Raw genomic sequence first — 19,097 nt, 5'->3', positions numbered from 1 at the left:
GAGTTCTATGCCTTTTCCCGTTGGAAAGATCCGATTCTTTCCATTTAAGAGCTAAACCCGCCGGCTACTCAATACGCCAAAACCGGCAAAAATCAGAACACCTTGCATTCGAACATCATCGAATATCAATAGAGTCACTGGGCGGTGAGACTGGTTCTGAGCAAACCCAGTTCCAACCCTTTCGTCGATACATGTTTTTTTACACTTACCTCATTCCTGTAGGAACTAGTCGTCATATCACCGGGTCTGGCTTTATACATGCATATTCTTTGTGCATGGCCTGTCTTGTTTGCCGCTTCGAATAGGCCGCTGAACCTCGTTCAGCGCTTCGCTGTGTCGGCGTGCTTTGTATTACGACTAGATCAATGGAGCGTGACGATGATTCTTGTGACTGGGGGCGCGGGTTATATAGGGTCGCATGCTGTTTTGGAGCTGTTACTGTCAGGGCAAGACGTTCTCGTGTTGGATAACCTGTGCAACAGTTCACGTGTAGCATTACAACGGGTCGAGCAGCTAGCTGGCCGCAGCGTGCATTTCGTCAAAGGTGATATACGCCGACGCGCGCAGTTGGATGCTCTGTTTGCACAATATCCAATCGAGGCTGTCCTGCACTTTGCCGGGCTCAAAGCAGTAGGCGAAAGCGTCAGACACCCGTTGAGCTATTACGACAATAATGTGGGTGGCAGCCTGACGCTTTGCCAGGCAATGGCTGACGCGGGTGTCTTCAAGCTGGTATTCAGTTCATCAGCAACCGTTTACGGCATGCCTGACACGGTTCCTATCAGCGAGCAGGCACCTACCGGTATACCAACCAATCCGTACGGGCAATCCAAGCTCATGGTTGAAAACCTGCTGCGTGATCTGGCTGCTGCAGATCCTCGCTGGTCCATTGCCCTGTTGCGCTATTTCAATCCCATAGGTGCACACGAATCCGGCATGATTGGTGAAGACCCAAGTGGCATTCCCAATAACCTTCTGCCGTACATCACGCAGGTAGCCATTGGCCGTTTGGAGCGCTTGAGCATCTATGGCTCGGACTACCCTACTCCAGACGGTACCGGGATACGTGATTACATTCATGTGGTCGATCTGGCCAAAGGACATCTTTCCGCCCTGCGCAAGCTACAAAGCGTCAAGGGAGCGCACGTCTGGAACCTTGGAACCGGGCGCGGCTATTCGGTACTGGAGTTAGTCAGGGTGTTTGAAGAGGTTGCACAGATGCAGCTGCCCTATCGCTTGGCGCCTCGCCGCGTGGGGGATGTTGCGGAGTGCTGGGCCGATCCTCACAAAGCCGAACAGGAACTGGGTTGGAGAGCAGAACGCAGCCTGACGCAGATGATTGCCGATGCTTGGCGCTGGCAATCGCAGAATCCAAATGGTTATCGTGTTGCAGAGACAGTGAAGAAGTCCATCAAACAGATTCCAGCAAAGCCTATTACAGGCACTACCGGAAGCCGGATAAACACGTCTGCCAACGCCTCGGCTTGATTCTCAGCTATAAAAAGGCCGCTGTAAAACAGCGGCCTTTTTATTCCCGTCAATCAGTCATACATGCCCACATGCTGCGGATGGCTTGCAACACGCTGCAGCCAGGCATTGATGGCAGGGTACCGAGACAAGTCGAATCCACCCTCTGCCGCTACGTGCGTATAGGCGTAAAGCGCAATATCGGCAATGGAGTACGTATCGCCTACCAGATACGGTGTCCGGGAGAGTTGCTGCTCCATAACATCCAATGCCTTATAGCCTCCCTTAAGGCAACTTGCATGTTCGGCACGCCGCTCTTCAGGCATGTCAAGGTAAAACTGAATAAACCGCGCCACTGCTACGTAGGGCTCATGACTGTACTGCTCGAAGAATTGCCATTGCAGTACATGAGTCCGCAAACGCGGCTCCTGCGGCAGGAATGTGCTGCCTTCTGCCAGGTAGTTCAGAATGGCATTGGACTCCCATAGGTAGGAGCCATCATCCAGCTCAAGCACAGGAATCTTGCCATTGGGGTTTTTTTCAAGAAACGCTGGAGAGCGTGTCTCGCCCTTTAAGATATCTACATCAACCCATTCATAGGCAAATCCGCGCAAGGCCATCATCAGCTTGACCTTGTAGCAGTTGCCGGAACGCTGGTCTCCATAAATCCGGTACATAATGATCTCCTTTCATTACAAGGCCTGGGCGGCCTTTATGACACTGGCCAAACGGCTCAGCCCTTCATCAACACGCTCAGGTGCCACATGGCTGAAATTCAGGCGCAAGCGACCAAGGTTGCCCTCCGGGTCACTGAAGAAAGGTTCCCCAGGCATGAAGGCCACATCCTGAGCCAAAGCGGGCTCCAACAGCAAGCGTGTGTCGATTGGCTGGCGCAGTGTTAGCCAGAAAAATAGCCCCCCCTGAGGCTGATTCCAGTCTGCAAGCTCACCAAAGTGGCGAACCAGCGCAGCCTGGAAGGCATCGCGACGAGCACGATAGAAATTGCGCAGCTCCTGAATATGGGCTTGATAGCGTGGCGTTCCGACCCACTGTAAGGCCTGCCATTGCCCGATACGGTTCGTATGCAGATCAGCGGCCTGCTTGAGGCGCAGCAAATAAGGATACAGATCAGGAGAGGCAATCAGATAACCCACGCGCAAACCGGGCAGTAACGTCTTGGAGACCGTACCGGTATAGATCCAGCTGGTTCTCTTCAAGCGGCTTACGATAGGCGTAGCCGGTGCATCATCAAAGATCAGCTCGCGATATGGCTCATCTTCGATCAGTGTGACGCTGAACTCATCCATCAAGGCTGCCACCTGATCACGGCAGGCTTCGGTGTAACGTACACCGGACGGGTTCTGGAAAGTAGGAATCAGATAGGCAAAGGCTGGCTTGTTGGTCTCGAGGCACTGGCGCAGCGCTTCAATATCCATGCCTTCCGCCGTCAGTGGTACTGTCAGGCAATCAGCACCGAAAAATTGAAAGCTCTGCAGCGCAGCCAGATAGCTGGGGCCTTCTAACAGCACCTGAGTATCTTGGTCGATGTAGAGTTTTGCAGCCAGATCCAATGCCTGTTGCGAACCAGCTGTAACCAGTACTTGACTGGCATCACACTCAACGCCCAAGGCTCTGGCCTGGGCAGCGATCGCGTCGCGCAGCTCCGGCTCTCCTTCGCTCGTTCCATACTGCCCCAGATTCACCGGCAGAGCATCCCATTCCACGCGAGGCAACATCTCCTGCGCAGGCAGACCACCTGCAAAGGACATCACTTCCGGACGCTGTGCCGCTGCCAGAATTTCGCGGATAAGACTGCTTTTTAGACGGGTAACGCGCTCAGAGAAAGCCATGGAAGCACCAGTAGTCAGCGGCCGGAGAATAAGTCAAACTGCTTGACCGAAACTACGCTGAACCGGATAGAAGCGTCAATATGCTTGACCTAAAAAATACCGTAGCCCAACGCCAGGCGATGCAGTCATTCTTCTTCGGCTACCAGGCATTTACCGCCAAGGCCGACGAAATGCTTTCGCGCCGCGGGTTTAGCCGCGTACACCAGCGTATTCTCTTTTTCGTCGCTGGCTCGCCAGGAATCAGCCACAAAGAGTTGCTGGAGGCTTTGGGGGTTACCAAGCAGGCCGCTAATCCGCCCGTTCGCCAGCTAATTGAAAAAGATATGCTTGTGGTGGAGTCAGACGCGGAAGACAAGCGCAAGCGCAAGCTGCGACTGACATCGCACGGTGCAAAGCTTGAGCAGCTCCTGCGGCGGGAACAAGTCAAGCTGCTACAGCGTGCCTTTGACGAAGCCGGAGAAGCCGCGGTAGAGGGATGGATGAAAATCAACCAGACGCTGGCAGGCCAGGAGCGCCAACGCGAATCGAGCCGGAAAGACGGGTCGACTTGAGCACAGCTAGCGGCTTCATTCAGACAAAGCCTGATCGACTGTACGGCTCCTTCTATAGATGAGTGTATCGGTACGCCAGCCGACAGGCTGTTTATGCTGGAAAAAAAGGGAAGCCCAGCCATGACAGCCGAATTACTTACCGCTTTTATACTTTTTGCCTTCGTATCCTCAGCTACCCCGGGTCCCAATAACATGATGCTGCTCGCGTCAGGCGTTAACTATGGTTTCCGCCGGACACTTCCGCATATGTTCGGCATTAGCCTTGGGCATATGGTGATGGTAATCACAATGGGATTGGGTCTTGGACAATTGTTCAGCCTGTACCCCTCACTGCACATAGCCTTGAAGGTCGTAGCTACTGCATACCTGTTGTATCTGGCATGGAAAATTGCCAACGCCGCACCGCCTACGCCCAAGCAGGCTTCCGGCAAACCATTCGGTTTTTTTCAGGCAGCTGCCTTTCAATGGGTCAATCCAAAAGCCTGGGTAATGGCCATAGGCGCCGTCACTACGTATTTGCCCGTTCAAAATTTCAACAGCAACCTGCTGCTGATAGCGCTGCTGTTTGCGCTTATCAACTTGCCTAGCGTTAGCCTTTGGACGCTGTTTGGTATGGCATTACGTACACTTTTGAATAGCCCGATGCGTCTGCGTGCGTTCAACTGGACGATGGCTGCCCTGCTAGTTATTTCTCTGTACCCCATTCTGCTGTCTACCCATTGAAGACCGTACCATGACCGTATCCACCGCCTTGCGCCCGTTTGCCGACACATCGCCTTCTTCAATCGTTGCCGGTTTCGTAGCGATGCTGGTTGGCTACACCAGCTCCCTGGTGCTTATGTTCCAGGCAGGCCAGAATGCAGGGCTGAACAACGCTCAGATTTCCTCCTGGATCTGGGCGCTGTCCATCGGGATGGCGATAACCACGATCGCGCTCTCGCTGCGCTTCAGGACTCCCATCGTCATCGCATGGTCTACCCCCGGTGCTGCCCTGCTGATGACCAGCTTGCCTCAGGTCCCTTACAGCGAGGCTATTGGCGCTTTCATGTTATGCGCCCTCCTCACGGCCTTCTGCGGTATGACTGGCAGCTTCGAGCGTCTGATGCGCAAGGTTCCTGCTGCATTGGCCGCCGCGCTGCTGGCAGGCATCCTGTTTCGGATCGGCATTGAGATCTGCTCGGCTACTGAGCAGCAACCTCTGCTTGTAATAGGCATGTTCCTGACGTATTTGCTGACCAAGCGGCAGGCACCCCGTTATGCCGTATTGGCTGCCCTGATGATTGGAATGATCATCGCCGCCGTCATAGGGCTGTTGCATTTCGAGCACTTTCATTTGCAATTGGCGGTGCCTGTCTGGACCACACCGTCCTTCTCCATGTCCGCCATCATCAGCATTGGTATTCCGCTATTTGTTGTTGCCATGGCTTCTCAAAACATGCCAGGCATTGCGGTTTTGCGGACCGACGGCTACCAGACACCTGCCTCCCCCCTGATATCCGTTACCGGAATAGCCTCGTTACTGTTGGCCCCATTCGGCTCCCACGGAATTAACCTGGCGGCCATCAGCGCAGCCATCTGTACAGGGCCTGAGGCCCACGAAGACTCACAAAAGCGCTACACCGCAGCGCTCTGGTGCGGCTTCTTTTACGGTATAGCCGGAACGTTTGGTGCAACACTGGCAGCCCTGTTTGCAGCGCTTCCTAAAGAATTAGTGCTATCCATCGCCGCACTTGCACTGCTTGGGTCCATCATGAATGGGCTTAACAGTGCCATGAGCGACCCCAAACAACGCGAAGCCGCTCTTGTCACTTTTCTTGTAACCGCTTCAGGCATGACATTATTAGGCGTTGGGTCGGCTTTCTGGGGAGTGGTCGCAGGCCTGATCACCCAGTTAGTCCTGAATTGGAAAAAGGCTACTTGATCAACGATATAGGTAGAGCCCATACAAAAACGGCTCGCCTAGGCGAGCCGTTCGAGCACAGGTAACCGCTTAGCGTTTACCGCGATTATTACTACCAAAGCCTGGACGCTGACCTTCACGGGCTGGACCATTACGGCGCTGTGCCGGTGCGGCCCGTTCCCGGGCAGGACGCTCGCGACGTCCGTCATCACCAGAGTCATGCTCTTCACGAGTCCGTACCGGACGCTTGCGCCCACTTTCGGATGGACGCTCGGCTAATGGCGTGCCACCACGGCGGCCCTCGCCCTGCGGCTTGCCAGAGCGCTTGTCACCACGGCCGCCGCGGCCAGCCTCAACAGGCTTGCCGGACTTGCGCTGCATACGCTCAAGCTTTTCGCGAACCTTCGCGGTCACAGGAGGCAATTCAACAGGCGTCAGCCCTACTTCTGCGCTGAGAATATTGATTTCACCCTGCATCATCTCGCGCCAGCGGCCCATGGACAATTCAGCCGTCAGGAAAACCGGTCCGAAACGTACCCGCTTCAAGCGGCTGACCAGCACGCCCTGGGATTCCCACAGGCGACGAACCTCTCGGTTACGTCCTTCCATGACCACGCAATGGAACCAGTGGTTGAAACCGTCACCATTGGGAGCCTGTTGGATATCGGTAAAACGTGCAGGACCGTCTTCCAGCATGACACCTGCCTTGAGACGCTCGATCATGGCCTCATCGACTTCACCACGCACACGTACCGCGTACTCCCGGTCCATCTGATAAGAGGGATGCATCAAGCGGTTGGCCAGCTCACCGTCGGTCGTGAACAAAAGCAGGCCGGTCGTGTTGATATCCAGACGACCAATGTTGATCCACCGCCCGCCTCTCAGGCGCGGCAATCGGTCAAACACCGTAGGACGCCCTTCGGGGTCATCACGGGTGCAGACTTCACCTTCAGGCTTGTTGTAAATCAGTACACGGCGAACATTTTCGGCGGCTTCTTCGCGGCGTAGCACACGCCCGTCCACAGCAATGGCATCCTGAGGCGTAACACGCTGACCCAGAGTGGCGACATTTCCGTTTACTTGAATACGGCCCTCGGCAATCCAGGCCTCCACATCACGGCGGGAACCTACACCCATACGGGACAGGACTTTCTGGAGTTTTTCCCCGATTGGGGTATGAGGAGTGTTGTCGTTCATAAGGCACCTCCCGGTGTAAGCGGCAACAAAAAGGCGCGCATCATAGCGTCACCTAGCCCTTGAGCCTAGCGACTAAATGACTCGACGTGCAGGCCTTTCGACAGAAAAGAGATGGATGGTCTGAGATGCAGACGGCCTGCATGATGCAGGCCGTCGAACAAGATGACTGCCTTAATCGAGCGCAGCCAGGGCTTCGCGGCAAAGCTGCTCTATCTTTGTCCAGTCACGCGCCTTGATAGCGTCGGAAGGCAGCATCCAGCTACCTCCTACGCACATGACATTGCTCTGCTGGAAATAGGCTTTGACATTACCCGGATTGACGCCGCCCGTTGGGCAGAATCGAAGATCGCCAAAAGGACCGGCAAAGGCTTTAAGCGCGTCTATTCCACCGTAAACATTGGCCGGGAAGAGCTTGAAGCGACGGTAACCCAGCCGATAGGCACGCATGATGTCTGAAGGCGTAGCAATACCGGGCAGTAGCGGCACATCGCTTTTAACGCCTGCCTCAAGGATTTCGTCCGTGCAGCCGGGCGTTACAATGAACTGAGCACCTGCTTCTACCGCAGCATCAAACATGTGGGTGTCCAGAACAGTACCGACACCCACCGTTAGCTCTGGGCGTTCCTTGCGCAGCAGGCGCACAGCATCCAAACCATGGGCAGAGCGAAGCGTGACTTCCAGTGTCTTGAGCCCCCCCGCTGCCATCGCGTCAGCAAAAGGCAGGACGTCAGCCGGATCGTTGATCACGATGACGGGCAGGATGCGTGCTTTCTGGCTCAGCGCATCAATGGCAGCGATCTTGTTTTGCATGTCACTCATCCTCAAGGGCACCAATAGATCTTCAGCGGCTGTCGCAGGAAGGCGCTGATAGGAGTCGCCAGCTCATCACCGGCAGTTGCAGCGGTTTGCAGAGCGGCCAACTTACTCTGGCCCTGGATGGCCAGGAACTGATTGTGAGCACCAGACAACAATGCGCGTGTCATGGTTAGGCGTTGACGAGGCACGGAAGGTGCCCACATGGGCAGGCACAAGCGCTCACTCTGTGGATCAAGCGCATCTTCAAGCCCAGGGCTTCCGGGAAACAGCGAAGCAGTATGTGCATCGTCGCCCATTCCCAGCACCAGCACATCGATAGGCTTGGGCAGATTCTGCAAGCGGTTATCAGCCTCCTGAGCAGCCGTTTCAGCGTTTTCGCCAGCGGCATACAGGTCTACAAAAGTCGCCGCACGGGCTGCATGACGTAACAGGTGCTTGCGAATTAGCCCGCCGTTGCTATCCGGATGTTCTAAAGGCACCCAGCGCTCATCGGCGAGCGTAATCGTGACCTTCGCCCAGTCCAACTCCTGCTCGGATAACTGTTCAAAGAATGGCACTGGGCTACGGCCACCCGAAACTACCAGTGTGGCCGCCCCTTTCTGTGCAATGGCTTCACGAAGCGCAGCCGCTACAGCCTGGGTCAGCTGCTCAGCATGGGCCTCACGACCGTTCAGCTCGATGAATTCGACGCCTTGTGGCAGGTTAGATATCGCCATACCAGGATCTCCCGTCACGTGCAATGAGAGCAATGGAAGTCAGCGGGCCCCATGTGCCAGCTGCGTATGATTTCGGGGTATCGCCCATTTTTTCCCAGCCTTCCATGAGCTGGTCGCACCAGCGCCAGGCCGCCTCGATCTCGTCCTTGCGCACGAAGAGAGACTGGTTGCCCTGCATCACTTCCAGCAACAAACGCTCATACGCGTCTGGTACCCGCGCCGACTTGAAGGCCTCGGAGAAATTGAGCTGCAACGGACCGCTGCGCAGCTGCATCCCTTTACTCAAGCCTTGATCCTTGGTCATGACCTGCAGGGAAATCCCTTCGTCCGGTTGAATACGGATGATCAGTCGGTTGTTGATCAGACTCCGCTGCTCAGGCGCAAAGATGTAGTGTGGCGGTTCTTTGAAGTGGATAACGATCTGCGAAAGCTTTTGCGGCATACGCTTGCCGGTACGCAGATAGAATGGCACGCCGGACCAACGCCAGTTACGAATATCCGCGCGAATGGCCACGAATGTTTCCGTGCTGCTGCTCTCGTTGGAGTTTTCTTCCTCCAGATAGCCGGGCACCGGCTTGCCATCGCTGTAACCACTCGTGTACTGGCCCAGCACGACGCGGCTGGCCAGCTGATCGGCGGTGATCGGCTCGAGCGCCTTGAGCACCTTGACCTTTTCGTCACGGATACTGTCCGCCGAGAGATCAGCGGGCGGGTCCATTGCAGTCAGGCAAAGCAGCTGCAGCAAGTGGTTCTGCACCATGTCGCGTAGCTGCCCGGCCTGATCGAAATAACCCCAGCGGCCTTCGATTCCTACTTTCTCAGCAACCGTAATCTCCACATGGGAGATATAGTTCTGGTTCCATTGGGTCTCGAACAGGCTGTTTGCAAACCGCAGAGCAATCAGATTTTGTACGGTTTCCTTACCCAGGTAATGGTCGATACGATAGACCTGACTTTCCGGGAAGAACCGAGCCACGGAGTCGTTCACGACACGCGAAGACTCAAGGTCATGGCCGATGGGCTTTTCCATGACGACACGTGTACGACTGCTAAGCCCTACCGCATCAAGATTCTCGCAAATCGAGCTGTATACTGAGGCGGGTGTTGCGAAATACGCAATCACCGTTTCGGAGTCACCTACGTCTTCGGCCAGTCCGGCATAGTCTTCCATGCGTCGGAAATCCATGGCACGGTAGCTTAAGCGGGCGGCGAAACGTTCCCAGACGGCTTGATTCCAGTCAGCATTCGGCACGTAATGCCGAACCCGCTCTTCAATATGAGCGAGCTGCTTGGTGCCGTCTCCTTGATCTCGAGCAAGCGCGACGATACGCGTGTCATCATGGAGGAGACCTTCGCGATCGAGTTGGTAGAGAGCCGGAAACAACTTGCGCAGAGCGAGATCGCCCAACGCGCCGAACAGGGCCAAAGTGCAAGGGAGTACGCGAACTGCTGGCATATATTCGTTCTTTTACGAAAAGTTGGTGAATGAAAGCCCAGTTTAAGTGAGCTTTCCCCTTTTACGTAGTATAAAAATCAAAAATTTAATAAAACCTTTTTGTGCAGCCTTATTCCTCTATAGCTGTACGATAAAAGGATGACAACTTTCAGGAGCATTTGATGGATCGGGCCAGCACATTGCTGCAATTGATTCAGACCCGTCTGCCGGAATTGAACCGTGCCGAACGCAAGGTAGCCGAGGTTATTCTAAACAATCCACGGCAGGCTACCCGCCTGACCATTGCGGCCCTGGCACAGGCAGCACACGTCAGCGAACCGACCGTCAACCGCTTCTGCCGATCACTGGGAATCAGCGGCTACCCTGAAATGAAGATTCAGCTGGCCCAGAGCATCGCCAGCGGCGCCGTCTACGTAAGCCAGGCGGTGGAAGCGGATGATGAGCCTGAAGCCTACTCAGAAAAAATTTTCAGTAGTACCATCGCCTCGCTCGATAATGCTCGTCAGCGCATGGATGCTCAAGTGATCAATCGAGCCGTCAATCTCCTGATTCAGGCACGGCAGATTCATTTCTTTGGCCTGGGTGCATCTGCACCTGTAGCGCTGGATGCCCAGCACAAATTCTTTCGCTTCGGTCTAGCTGTTTCGGCCCATTCAGACATTCTGATGCAACGCATGCTTGCGTCTGTAGCGCAGATGGGCGAAGTCTTCGTCATCATTTCCTACACCGGCCGCACGCGCGAACTGGTGGATGTTGCCAAGCTGGCACGGGATAACGGGGCATCAGTTATCGGGATGACTGCTGCTAATTCTCCGCTTGCGAAGGTTTCAACACTTAGCCTTGATATTCCAGTGCCCGAAGATACTGATATCTATATGCCAATGTCGTCACGTATCGTTCAGCTGACAGTACTCGACATTCTGGCCACTGGCGTTACGCTGCGCCGCGGCGTTGATTTCCAGCCGCACCTGCGCAAAGTAAAGGAAAGTCTGGTAGCAACACGCTATCCAATGGAGCAGGAACAGGAAGAGTTGTAATCGACGAGAAAGGCTGGAGCAGTACGCTTCAGCCTGTAGCGAGGTTATTTCTTCTTGAGCTTCTTGAGACGCTTGCTGGCCTTTTCGACCACATCCTTGCGCTCTTTGTCCTTCATGGACTTCCAGCCCTTGATTTCATCGCGGCTGCGGCCGCATCCCTGACAGACTTCATCCTTGAGCTTGCATTGGCTTACGCAGGGACTCTCAACCTTACCCACAGGGCTACCTCAGCATCTGGACACAGCGAACAGTATAAACACACTGTTCGCTGCGCCCAGTACCATCTGCGGAATTAGAACACCGCTTGGACCTTCAGGCCGCCGACAACAGCATTATCGACTTCCTTGACGCCGCCCGGGTTACGCATGTACTGAATATTCGGACGTAGGGTGAGCCAGTTGGTCACGTGTACGCCGTAGTACAGCTCAGCATCGTATTCGCTGTACTGCAGCGGTACGTATCCTGGGTTGTCATAATCGTCGATACCGGTAGCAAGGTTGGCTGCACGCTGCGCATCACGCGCATCGCTGTTGGTATGGATACGGGCTACACCAAAACCGATGTCATCTTTTGGTCGCGCATCGAATGGTCCCTTATACACCACACCAGCCTGGATGTAGTTGTCTACCTTGTTGGTAGCCTTGTCATGCACCGTGAAGTTGGCGAATACACTCAGACCACGAGAAGCATCACCGTTGTGCTTGGTCAGCTGCTGCTTGGCTACAACCCAGTAGCCATGCTTACTGGAATGACGGCTGGAAACACCATCCACATCATCCGCATCAGCGGTGCTGTAGTAGTAACCGAAGCGGTACTCACCCGGCAGGCTGTTCAGCGTTGGCAACCATACCAGCTCAACTGGCAGGATCACGCCTTTGGCACCGCTGGTATTCATCTTGAAGCCATTACCGGTTTCAAGCAGCGACGGGTTCTGCTCGTAAACCCCAACCTGGGCAAACAGCTCAGGTGTCAGGTTGTACTTGACGCGCATGGCCCACTGGCTGACCGGCCAGTTGTACCACTGATCACCTACCCAGTTACCCACCTGGGAGCCACAGAACGCCAGGTTCTGGAAGTCACAGTCGAACGAGTTGAAATCTTCACCCTCGCCGAAACGACCCGCTTTGATGTCTAGGCGGCCATCAAAGAACCCCTTGCTCAACCACAACTGGGTAAGGCGCCAGGTCTGGCCTCGACCCCAGACTTCTTGTACGGAAGAATACGTACCGGAACGTGGATCACCAATATTGTCGTTGGTCAGGTTACGGCCGTCACGTGAAGTAATGGCAACCTTGAATACGGAATTCTCCCAACCCAACGTCTTGTTCATGTCGACAGCCAGGCCGAACATGTACTGGGAAGACCAACGTGCGGTGTGATCCTTGTCGTATCCACCTCGCATGTTGGTAGCGCCTTCCCCGACGTACTCCAACTTGATGTCGTAACCCTTATCTAGCAGTTCAGTACGCAGGCCACCCCAATCGCCTGTCATACCACCTGCTTCAGGGTCGAAGGCATCGGCTGCATGGGCAGTGGCACTTAGTCCACCCAGTGCAGCTAACGACAACACAGCCAAGTGCCGTACGCGTTTGCCTTTATGCTTATACATTCTTCTCGGTCCTTTATAATTTTTAATGGGCTATACGCAACACACCACAGGTCCCACGCCAATAACTGGCTAAACTTCACGGCAGAACATTGAGTACCTCGTAACAGGCTCCCATGGTGTGGTAGTCGACCTTTCCGGCCGGACTTTTTTCGTCGGAATACTTGGTATTTCGACGGTCGAGAATGCGCCACCAAGCGCCATACTCGTGATCAATGAAATGCTCCCAACTATAGTGCCAGAGCTGTTCATATTGTTTCCAATATTTACCGTTACCGGTGCGCTCGGCAAGCAAGGCTGCAGCCGCCAAGGCCTCGGCCTGAACCCAGAAGTACTTGTCTGGATCACAAACGCTGCCATCCGGAGCGAACCCGTAATATAGGCCACCATGTTCATGATCCCATGAGGTTTTCCACGCGGCATCAAACAGCTCTGCAGCACGTGGCGCCAACCATGCTTGGGGACGATGGCGCTCGAGAATCAGCAAGAGCTTGGCCCACTCGACCTGATGTCCAGGCTGGAAGCCCCAAGGGCGGAACAGGTTGGCAGGATCATCTCTGTTGTAATCCCAATCGATGCTCCAATCCTGATGGTAATGCTCCCAGATCAACCCGCCTGATACATCCTGAGCAACCTCAGCGCTTTCCTGGCCAAGTGCTGCCTGGCGCTGAGTCATGTTGAGTGCAAGCGTTTCGGCGCGGTCCAGATAGCGGGACTCTTGTGTCGCCTCATAGGCAGCCAGAAGCGCCTCGCAGGCATGCATGTTGGCATTTTGTCCACGATAGGAGGAAACCTCGGACCAGTCGGCACTGATCTCATCACAGTACAGACCGTCTTCTTCGCGCCAAAAATGACGCTCAAAGGTGTCCCAGGATTCAGCCAGCCATGCTCTGGCCTCCTCGACTCCTGCCATGACGCCGTGAGAGTACGCCAGGATAACGAATGCCAGACCATAGGCATGATTGGTGCCGTCTACTACTTTGTTGCCCTTCAGTAGCCAGGCGTAGCTGCCATTGGGCTGCAGATGCTTCTCCCTTAGAAAGCGAAGCCCGTGCCGTGTGGCGCCCAAGTATTCAGCGTTGCCAAACTGCCGATAGGCCATTGCAAAATTGAAGACGAAACGGGTACTGGAGACAAGATGGCGCGTCTCTCGATCATAGATATCGCCATTGTCACGGAAGAACTGGAAAAACCCGCCCTGCTCGTCGATGCAGCGTGGATAGTAGAAAGCCAGCGTATGCTGGATATGATCCAGCAGAGTGTCACGTTGACGGAAGTCTGGAAAGTTCATGCGAAGTCCCTTAGGCAGGAAGCGGCGAAGTCGCCATCATGGCGCGAACGTCATTAAGCGTCGGCGCATAAGCCCCCGATTTCTGGCAAGACACCGAGGCACAGGCAGCTGCGAAAAGTAGTCGCTCTTCCAGTGATGCGCTTGAAATGATCCCTGACGCCAACCACCCCGCCATACAGGCGTCACCGGCACCTACGGTGTCCGCCACATGAATCGGAATACCAGGCTGAGTCCACTCCCCCTGGCTGGAAAGCAGCGTGATGCCCTTGGCACCCTGCGTATAGAGGATGTTGGCCTCTGGATTCATCTCCCGCAAGCGGCTCAAGCCCTGTTCAGGCGTTAGTCCGGGATAGATATTTTCCAGGTCTTCGTCAGAAAGCTTGATGTCGTCTGCCAGCTGCACAAGGGTTGGAAAGATACGACGACAGTAGTCATCGCCCATCAGGTTTCGCCAGTTGGGGTCGTAGCTGATACGTTTACCTGCTGCCTTGGCCTTTTCTGCCTGTTCAAGCAGTTTGGAAGCCAACGGCTCACGGGCCAGACTGATGCAGCTGAAGTGGCAGAGTTCAGCTGCCTCGAGCCAGCCGTGCGGCAACGCATCCGGATCAAAGGCTAGATCCGCCTCCCCAGCAAAGAAATATCGGGGTGGATTGCTGGACGGTACTACTGCCACCAGCGGATCAGCTTCGACCCGCTGCAGAAAACGCATATCCAGTCCGGACACCTGAGACTGCTCATGAATCTCATCGCCTAGAGAATCCTGGCTGATTGATCCCGCAAACGCAGCGGGTACGCCCAGACGCGCCAGCGTCCGAGCAACATTCCACGGTGCACCGCCTGGATGGCCTTGCCACTGTCCGGGTGAATGCTGGACCAGATCGGTCAAGGCCTCTCCAAAAACCACCACACGTGGCAATGTCATAACTTTCTCCTAAGCGATACGAGCACCTGAAGCAGGTTCGAATAATACGAGACGCTCTACATCAAGCTCTAGCGTTACGATTGATCCGATTTCAGGAGTGTCGACTGGCGCTACTCGGCAACACACCTGGACGCCATTGACCTCGACATAAACCAGAGTGTCGGGGCCTGTTGGCTCCACGACCTGCACTCGGGCGTTGACCAATGGCAAATCGCCGATCTGACCACTGCGAATACAGATTTGCTCAGGTCGAACCCCTAAAATTGCTTCGCGACCGTCTGCCAGAGCGGTTTGAAGCATGGGTAGACCAATAGCGGTACGCTCGCCATGCCCCTGCAAACGCACCACAGGGCGCCGGTTTTCCTGCTCCAACGCGACAGGAATGAAGTTCATTGGCGGAGAACCAATGAAGCTGGCCACGAAGAGGTTGGCGGGGTTGTTGTAGATTTCCTGGGGAGTACCAAACTGTTGAACTTCTCCCTCTTTCATAACTGCGACACGGTCGCCCAGCGTCATGGCTTCGATCTGGTCGTGAGTAACGTAGACAGTTGTAGTCTTGAGCCGCTGGTGCATTAGCTTGATCTCGGTGCGCATTTCCACACGCAACTTTGCATCAAGGTTTGAGAGCGGCTCATCGAACAGGTAAAGCTTGGGGCGGCGCGCCAGTGCGCGCCCCATGGCGACACGTTGTTGTTGCCCACCGGATAGCTGCGAGGGTTTGCGCTCAAGCAGGTGCTCAATCTGCAAAAGCTTGGCGACACGGTCCACTTCCGCCGCGATCTGGTCAGCAGGTGTCTTACGGATCTTCAACCCAAAGGCGATGTTTTCCCGCACCGTCATGGTCGGATACAACGCATAGGATTGAAATACCATGGCGATATCGCGATCCTTGGGCTCGACCGCAGTTACATCCTCACCACCCAGCATGATGGCCCCGCTGGAAATATCTTCCAGGCCAGCAATGGCGTTCATGAGCGTAGACTTACCGCAACCGGAAGGACCAACCAGGATCAGGAACTGCCCGGTCTCGATACTGATGTTGATACCTTTAAGCGCTTCCTGAGCAGCGTTGCCGTAGGTCTTGCGGACATTTTTAAGTTCTAGTGCGGCCATGATTGTTCTTATCCTTTGACGACGCCCGAGGTCAGACCACGGACGAAATACTTGCCGGCGAAGATGTAAACGAGCAGTGTCGGCAGCGCCGCAATCATCGCAGCGGCCATATCCACGTTGTATTCCTTGGCCCCGGTACTGGTATTGACGAGGTTGTTGAGCGCTACCGTAATCGGCTGCGCAGAGCCGCTGGCAAACACTACGCCAAACAGAAAGTCATTCCAGACCTGAGTGAATTGCCAGATCAGGCTTACCATCACGATAGGGGTGGAAAGCGGCAGCAGGATCTTCCAGAAGATGGTGAAGAAGCCTGCACCATCTAGACGTGCCGCCTTGATCAGGGCGTCCGGAATACCGACGTAATAGTTCCGGAAGAAAAGCGTTGTGAAGGCCAGACCGTAGATGACGTGAACCAGCACGAGTCCGGTCGTGGTATTGGCCAGACCCAGCTTGCCCAAGGTGAATGACATTGGTAACAGAATGACCTGGAACGGGATGAAGCAGCCGAACAGCAGCATGCTGAACAATACGTTCGAGCCCTTGAAGCTCCACTTCGACAAGGCGTAGCCGTTAAGCGCACCGATGAAAGTCGAGATGATGACGGCAGGAACCGTGATCATGAAGGAGTTCCAGAAGTACTCGTGAACCGTACTCCAGGCCTTTATCCAGCCAATGAGTGTCCAGTCTACGGGTAACGTCAGCAGGTTACCGGTGCGCACGTCATCCGGTGTCTTGAAGCTGGTTAACAGCATGACTACCAGTGGCACGAGATAGACAGCGCAAGCCACCAGAAGCGTAGTGTGAATTGCAATGCGGTTGAAAGACCAGCGCTTGCTGTGGGAAAGATCAGCCATGACGCTTGCTCCGCAGTTCGGAATAAAGGTAAGGCACCAGGATGGCAAGCACCGCGCCAAGCATCAGGACGGAGCTGGCCGCCCCCAAGCCCATTTGCCCGCGTGTAAAGGTGTGTTGATACATGAAGACCGCAGGAAGGTCGGATGAATAACCGGGTCCACCGGCGGTCATGGCCATTACCAAGTCAAAGCTCTTGATCGCAATGTGTGACAGGATCATCACGGCACTGAAAAAAACAGGTCGCAAACTGGGCAGAACGATGCGCAGATAAATCGTGGGCAGCGAGGCTCCGTCAATTTGTGCGGCACGAATGATGGCGCTATCCACGCCGCGTAAACCGGCCAGGAACATAGCCATGACAAAGCCGGAGGCCTGCCAGATCGCAGCGATCAGCAAGCAATAGATGACCCTATCCGTATCAACAAGCCAGTCAAAGCGGAAACCTTCCCATCCCCAGTCGCGCAGGAGCTTGTCCAGGCCTAACCCTGGGTTGAGCAGCCACTTCCAGGCGGTACCGGTAACGATCATCGATAGCGCCATGGGATAAAGATAAATGGTGCGGATAAAACCTTCGCGTCGGATGCGTTGATCCAGCAGGATGGCGAAGAACACGCCGATGATCAGGCAAAGCAGAATAAACATCCCGCCAAAGATGGCCAGGTTTTTACAGGCCACCAGCCAACGGTCGTTAGCCAGTAGGCGTTCAAACTGGGCAAGACCTGCAAAGTTATACACCGGCATGAAGCGGGACGTGGTCAATGAGATCACGGCGGTCCACAGCATGTAGCCGTACAGGCAGACAATCATTGCCATCGCGGTAGGGGCCAGAACCAGCTTGGGAAGCCATTTCTGGAGGCGGTCAGGCTTTCGTACAGACGTGCTGGTACCTGTGCGCATGATTTGCACTTCGCTTAAAGACATCGAAGAACTCCTGATCCAACCCGTAGGTTGGTATTTGCATCAGGACCGGGCGTCTTGCAACGCCCTGCCCTTACTGCATTACTGCGCCGCTTTGATGGAGGCGACCAGTTGTTCGGTCGCCTTTTTGGGGTCGGCGCTTGGATCGTTGAAGAAGTTGGTGATCACATCGAAGACAGCGCCCTGGATATAGCTGGTGTTGGCCATGCTATGCGCCAGGCTTGGCTCCGCTTTGCCCGAGTCGTTGGCTGCCTGGAAATCCTTCATGGACTGTTTGGCACAGTCATCGAACTTCGCCATGTCGATATCATTGCGAACAGGAATCGAGCCTTTGTTCAGGTTGAAGACTTCCTGGAAAGGCTTGTCGATGACAGTACGGGCCAAGTCATCCTGGGCTTTCCTGTTTGCCTCGTCCTTGAGCTTGAACATGGCCAGGGAATCGATGTTGTAGATGAAGTCACCCTGAGTGCCCGGCATGACTACGCACAGGTAGTCCTTGCCAGCAGTCTTGTTTGCAGCCGTAAACTCGGCCTTGGCCCAGTCGCCCATAATCTGCATACCGGCCTTGCCATTGATGACCATGGCGGTAGCCAGGTTCCAATCACGGCCCGCTGCATCTGGGTCGATATAGTTGCGAATACGCTTGAAGGTCTTGAACACTTCAACCATCTTGTCGCTGCGCAAAGTGTTTTCTTCAGTTTCGACAAATGCCTTGTGATAGTCCTCTGGCCCCATCATGGCCATGACCAGCGACTCGAAAATGGTGGTGTCCTGCCAGTTCTGACCGCCGTGGGCAATCGGGATGATGCCTGCTGCCTTGAGCTTGTCTGCAGCCTCGAAGAACTCATCTAGTGTCGTTGGCACCTTGGCGCCCGCTTTCTGGAAGGCCTCAGGGTTTATCCAGAGCCAGTTGATGCGGTGAACACCGGCGGGAACGGCGACGTAATCACCATCATGCTGCATGGTTTCAGCGATGCGCTTGGGCATGATGCTGTCCCATTTTCCAGCCTTGGCGATGTCGTTCAGGTTGGTAAGAAAGCCCATGTCAGCCCACTCCTGAATGTCGGGGCCTTTGAGCTGTGCTGCAGAAGGAGGATTGCCAGAAACCGCACGGGTTTTCAGAACGGTCATCGCGGCTTCACCGGCGCCGCCAGCAACCGCGAAATCCTTCCAGGTATCGCCCTGCTTTTGCATCATTTGCTTGAGGGTATCGACAGCCCGAGCTTCACCACCTGAAGTCCACCAATGCAGGACTTCCACTTCACCCGCCTGGGCGGTTAGGGGTAATTGGCTCAAGCAGGACAAAGAAACCGCGAGGGCGAGACGATTGAGTGCTTTCATGATCAGTGACCTTGTTGTTTTTATAAATCTGATCGGAGTCTAGCCAGCCCTTGGCCAGCGT

At 54.9% G+C, this 19,097-nt stretch carries 19 protein-coding genes; 5 read left to right on the top strand and 14 right to left on the bottom strand.

The window, feature by feature from the left end; genetic code table 11:
* Positions 1-378 precede the first annotated feature (378 nt).
* A complete protein-coding gene (gene galE, locus EAW52_RS11335) occupies positions 379-1,488 on the top strand; it encodes a UDP-glucose 4-epimerase GalE (protein WP_122042469.1) in 1,110 nt (369 codons plus the stop codon).
* Positions 1,489-1,541: 53 nt separating this feature from the next.
* Here galE and EAW52_RS11330 read toward each other — a convergent pair whose 3' ends face one another.
* Both EAW52_RS11330 and EAW52_RS11325 read right to left on the bottom strand, forming a co-directional pair.
* Positions 1,542-2,144, bottom strand: coding sequence for a glutathione S-transferase family protein (locus tag EAW52_RS11330; protein ID WP_122042468.1), 603 nt, complete (start codon positions 2,142-2,144; stop codon positions 1,542-1,544).
* A gap of 15 nt (positions 2,145-2,159) precedes the next feature.
* Positions 2,160-3,317 carry a PLP-dependent aminotransferase family protein gene (locus EAW52_RS11325; RefSeq protein ID WP_122042467.1) on the bottom strand — a complete coding sequence of 386 codons (1,158 nt, stop codon included), beginning with the start codon at positions 3,315-3,317 and terminating at the stop codon, positions 2,160-2,162.
* 80 nt (positions 3,318-3,397) lie between these two features.
* Here EAW52_RS11325 and EAW52_RS11320 point away from each other — a divergent pair, with 80 nt between their 5' ends.
* The 3 genes from EAW52_RS11320 to EAW52_RS11310 all read left to right on the top strand — a co-directional run bounded on the left by EAW52_RS11320 (position 3,398) and on the right by EAW52_RS11310 (position 5,789).
* Positions 3,398-3,868: a MarR family winged helix-turn-helix transcriptional regulator gene (locus tag EAW52_RS11320; RefSeq protein WP_010798432.1), complete on the top strand. Its 471-nt coding sequence runs from the start codon at positions 3,398-3,400 to the stop codon at positions 3,866-3,868.
* A 120-nt stretch (positions 3,869-3,988) separates the two neighbouring features.
* On the top strand, positions 3,989-4,591 hold the full coding sequence (locus tag EAW52_RS11315) for a LysE family translocator (RefSeq protein ID WP_122044782.1): 603 nt from the start codon (positions 3,989-3,991) through the stop codon (positions 4,589-4,591).
* 10 nt (positions 4,592-4,601) lie between these two features.
* Positions 4,602-5,789 (top strand): benzoate/H(+) symporter BenE family transporter, encoded by a 1,188-nt coding sequence (locus EAW52_RS11310; RefSeq protein ID WP_010798434.1) that lies wholly within the window; start codon positions 4,602-4,604, stop codon positions 5,787-5,789.
* A gap of 69 nt (positions 5,790-5,858) precedes the next feature.
* Here the strand turns inward: EAW52_RS11310 and rluB are convergent, their stop codons facing one another.
* From rluB to zwf, 4 genes are all read right to left on the bottom strand, one after another.
* Positions 5,859-6,965 (bottom strand): 23S rRNA pseudouridine(2605) synthase RluB, encoded by a 1,107-nt coding sequence (gene rluB, locus EAW52_RS11305; protein WP_122042466.1) that lies wholly within the window; start codon positions 6,963-6,965, stop codon positions 5,859-5,861.
* A gap of 171 nt (positions 6,966-7,136) precedes the next feature.
* Entirely contained in the window at positions 7,137-7,784 is a 648-nt protein-coding gene (locus EAW52_RS11300; RefSeq protein WP_122042465.1) for a bifunctional 4-hydroxy-2-oxoglutarate aldolase/2-dehydro-3-deoxy-phosphogluconate aldolase, read from the bottom strand.
* Between the two features lie 2 nt (positions 7,785-7,786).
* Positions 7,787-8,497, bottom strand: a complete 711-nt coding sequence (gene pgl, locus EAW52_RS11295; protein ID WP_122042464.1) for a 6-phosphogluconolactonase — start codon at positions 8,495-8,497, stop codon at positions 7,787-7,789.
* Entirely contained in the window at positions 8,484-9,953 is a 1,470-nt protein-coding gene (gene zwf, locus EAW52_RS11290; RefSeq protein WP_010798438.1) for a glucose-6-phosphate dehydrogenase, read from the bottom strand. Before zwf ends, pgl begins: the two co-directional genes overlap by 14 nt.
* 161 nt (positions 9,954-10,114) lie before the next feature.
* On the opposite strand from zwf, the gene EAW52_RS11285 reads away from it, so the two are divergent.
* Entirely contained in the window at positions 10,115-10,990 is an 876-nt protein-coding gene (locus EAW52_RS11285; RefSeq protein WP_010798439.1) for a MurR/RpiR family transcriptional regulator, read from the top strand.
* A 44-nt stretch (positions 10,991-11,034) separates the two neighbouring features.
* Here the strand turns inward: EAW52_RS11285 and EAW52_RS11280 are convergent, their stop codons facing one another.
* From EAW52_RS11280 to EAW52_RS11245, 8 genes are all read right to left on the bottom strand, one after another.
* Entirely contained in the window at positions 11,035-11,208 is a 174-nt protein-coding gene (locus tag EAW52_RS11280; protein ID WP_010798440.1) for a DUF1289 domain-containing protein, read from the bottom strand.
* 74 nt (positions 11,209-11,282) lie between these two features.
* Complete coding sequence (locus EAW52_RS11275) at positions 11,283-12,599, bottom strand: carbohydrate porin (protein ID WP_019365555.1); 1,317 nt, start codon at positions 12,597-12,599, stop codon at positions 11,283-11,285.
* Positions 12,600-12,675: 76 nt separating this feature from the next.
* A complete protein-coding gene (locus EAW52_RS11270) occupies positions 12,676-13,887 on the bottom strand; it encodes an AGE family epimerase/isomerase (protein ID WP_122042463.1) in 1,212 nt (403 codons plus the stop codon).
* A gap of 10 nt (positions 13,888-13,897) precedes the next feature.
* A complete protein-coding gene (locus EAW52_RS11265; RefSeq protein ID WP_122042462.1) occupies positions 13,898-14,809 on the bottom strand; it encodes a carbohydrate kinase in 912 nt (303 codons plus the stop codon).
* 9 nt (positions 14,810-14,818) lie between these two features.
* Positions 14,819-15,922, bottom strand: a complete 1,104-nt coding sequence (locus EAW52_RS11260) for an ABC transporter ATP-binding protein (protein WP_122042461.1) — start codon at positions 15,920-15,922, stop codon at positions 14,819-14,821.
* Between the two features lie 8 nt (positions 15,923-15,930).
* Positions 15,931-16,776, bottom strand: a complete 846-nt coding sequence (locus EAW52_RS11255) for a carbohydrate ABC transporter permease (protein ID WP_010798445.1) — start codon at positions 16,774-16,776, stop codon at positions 15,931-15,933.
* The gene (locus tag EAW52_RS11250; protein WP_256680785.1) at positions 16,769-17,698 is read right to left on the bottom strand and encodes a carbohydrate ABC transporter permease; all 930 of its coding nucleotides are present in this window, start codon (positions 17,696-17,698) and stop codon (positions 16,769-16,771) included. The genes EAW52_RS11255 and EAW52_RS11250 overlap by 8 nt, the downstream gene beginning before the upstream one ends.
* 78 nt (positions 17,699-17,776) lie before the next feature.
* Positions 17,777-19,036, bottom strand: coding sequence for an ABC transporter substrate-binding protein (locus tag EAW52_RS11245; protein ID WP_122042460.1), 1,260 nt, complete (start codon positions 19,034-19,036; stop codon positions 17,777-17,779).
* Positions 19,037-19,097: the final 61 nt, after the last annotated feature.

Source organism: Pseudomonas sp. LTJR-52 (assembly GCF_003691465.1).
Taxonomy (GTDB): Bacteria; Pseudomonadota; Gammaproteobacteria; order Pseudomonadales; family Pseudomonadaceae; genus Chryseomonas; species Chryseomonas luteola.
Note: the sequence above shows the minus strand (reverse complement) of the source record. Positions and strands in the feature narration are given on the sequence as shown.

Bases quoted from the DNA above. Each gene is read 5' to 3' on its own strand.
- EAW52_RS11285 (WP_010798439.1), top strand. From the start codon at position 10,115: ATGGATCGGGCCAGCACATTGCTGCAATTGATTCAGACCCGTCTGCCG.
- EAW52_RS11300 (WP_122042465.1), bottom strand. From the start codon at position 7,784: ATGAGTGACATGCAAAACAAGATCGCTGCCATTGATGCGCTGAGCCAG.
- EAW52_RS11270 (WP_122042463.1), bottom strand. From the start codon at position 13,887: ATGAACTTTCCAGACTTCCGTCAACGTGACACTCTGCTGGATCATATC.
- zwf (WP_010798438.1), bottom strand. From the start codon at position 9,953: ATGCCAGCAGTTCGCGTACTCCCTTGCACTTTGGCCCTGTTCGGCGCG.
- EAW52_RS11330 (WP_122042468.1), bottom strand. From the start codon at position 2,144: ATGTACCGGATTTATGGAGACCAGCGTTCCGGCAACTGCTACAAGGTC.
- EAW52_RS11250 (WP_256680785.1), bottom strand. From the start codon at position 17,698: ATGTCTTTAAGCGAAGTGCAAATCATGCGCACAGGTACCAGCACGTCT.
- rluB (WP_122042466.1), bottom strand. From the start codon at position 6,965: ATGAACGACAACACTCCTCATACCCCAATCGGGGAAAAACTCCAGAAA.
- galE (WP_122042469.1), top strand. From the start codon at position 379: ATGATTCTTGTGACTGGGGGCGCGGGTTATATAGGGTCGCATGCTGTT.
- EAW52_RS11315 (WP_122044782.1), top strand. From the start codon at position 3,989: ATGACAGCCGAATTACTTACCGCTTTTATACTTTTTGCCTTCGTATCC.
- EAW52_RS11255 (WP_010798445.1), bottom strand. From the start codon at position 16,776: ATGGCTGATCTTTCCCACAGCAAGCGCTGGTCTTTCAACCGCATTGCA.
- EAW52_RS11325 (WP_122042467.1), bottom strand. From the start codon at position 3,317: ATGGCTTTCTCTGAGCGCGTTACCCGTCTAAAAAGCAGTCTTATCCGC.
- EAW52_RS11310 (WP_010798434.1), top strand. From the start codon at position 4,602: ATGACCGTATCCACCGCCTTGCGCCCGTTTGCCGACACATCGCCTTCT.
- pgl (WP_122042464.1), bottom strand. From the start codon at position 8,497: ATGGCGATATCTAACCTGCCACAAGGCGTCGAATTCATCGAGCTGAAC.
- EAW52_RS11265 (WP_122042462.1), bottom strand. From the start codon at position 14,809: ATGACATTGCCACGTGTGGTGGTTTTTGGAGAGGCCTTGACCGATCTG.
- EAW52_RS11275 (WP_019365555.1), bottom strand. From the start codon at position 12,599: ATGTATAAGCATAAAGGCAAACGCGTACGGCACTTGGCTGTGTTGTCG.
- EAW52_RS11245 (WP_122042460.1), bottom strand. From the start codon at position 19,036: ATGAAAGCACTCAATCGTCTCGCCCTCGCGGTTTCTTTGTCCTGCTTG.
- EAW52_RS11320 (WP_010798432.1), top strand. From the start codon at position 3,398: ATGCTTGACCTAAAAAATACCGTAGCCCAACGCCAGGCGATGCAGTCA.
- EAW52_RS11260 (WP_122042461.1), bottom strand. From the start codon at position 15,922: ATGGCCGCACTAGAACTTAAAAATGTCCGCAAGACCTACGGCAACGCT.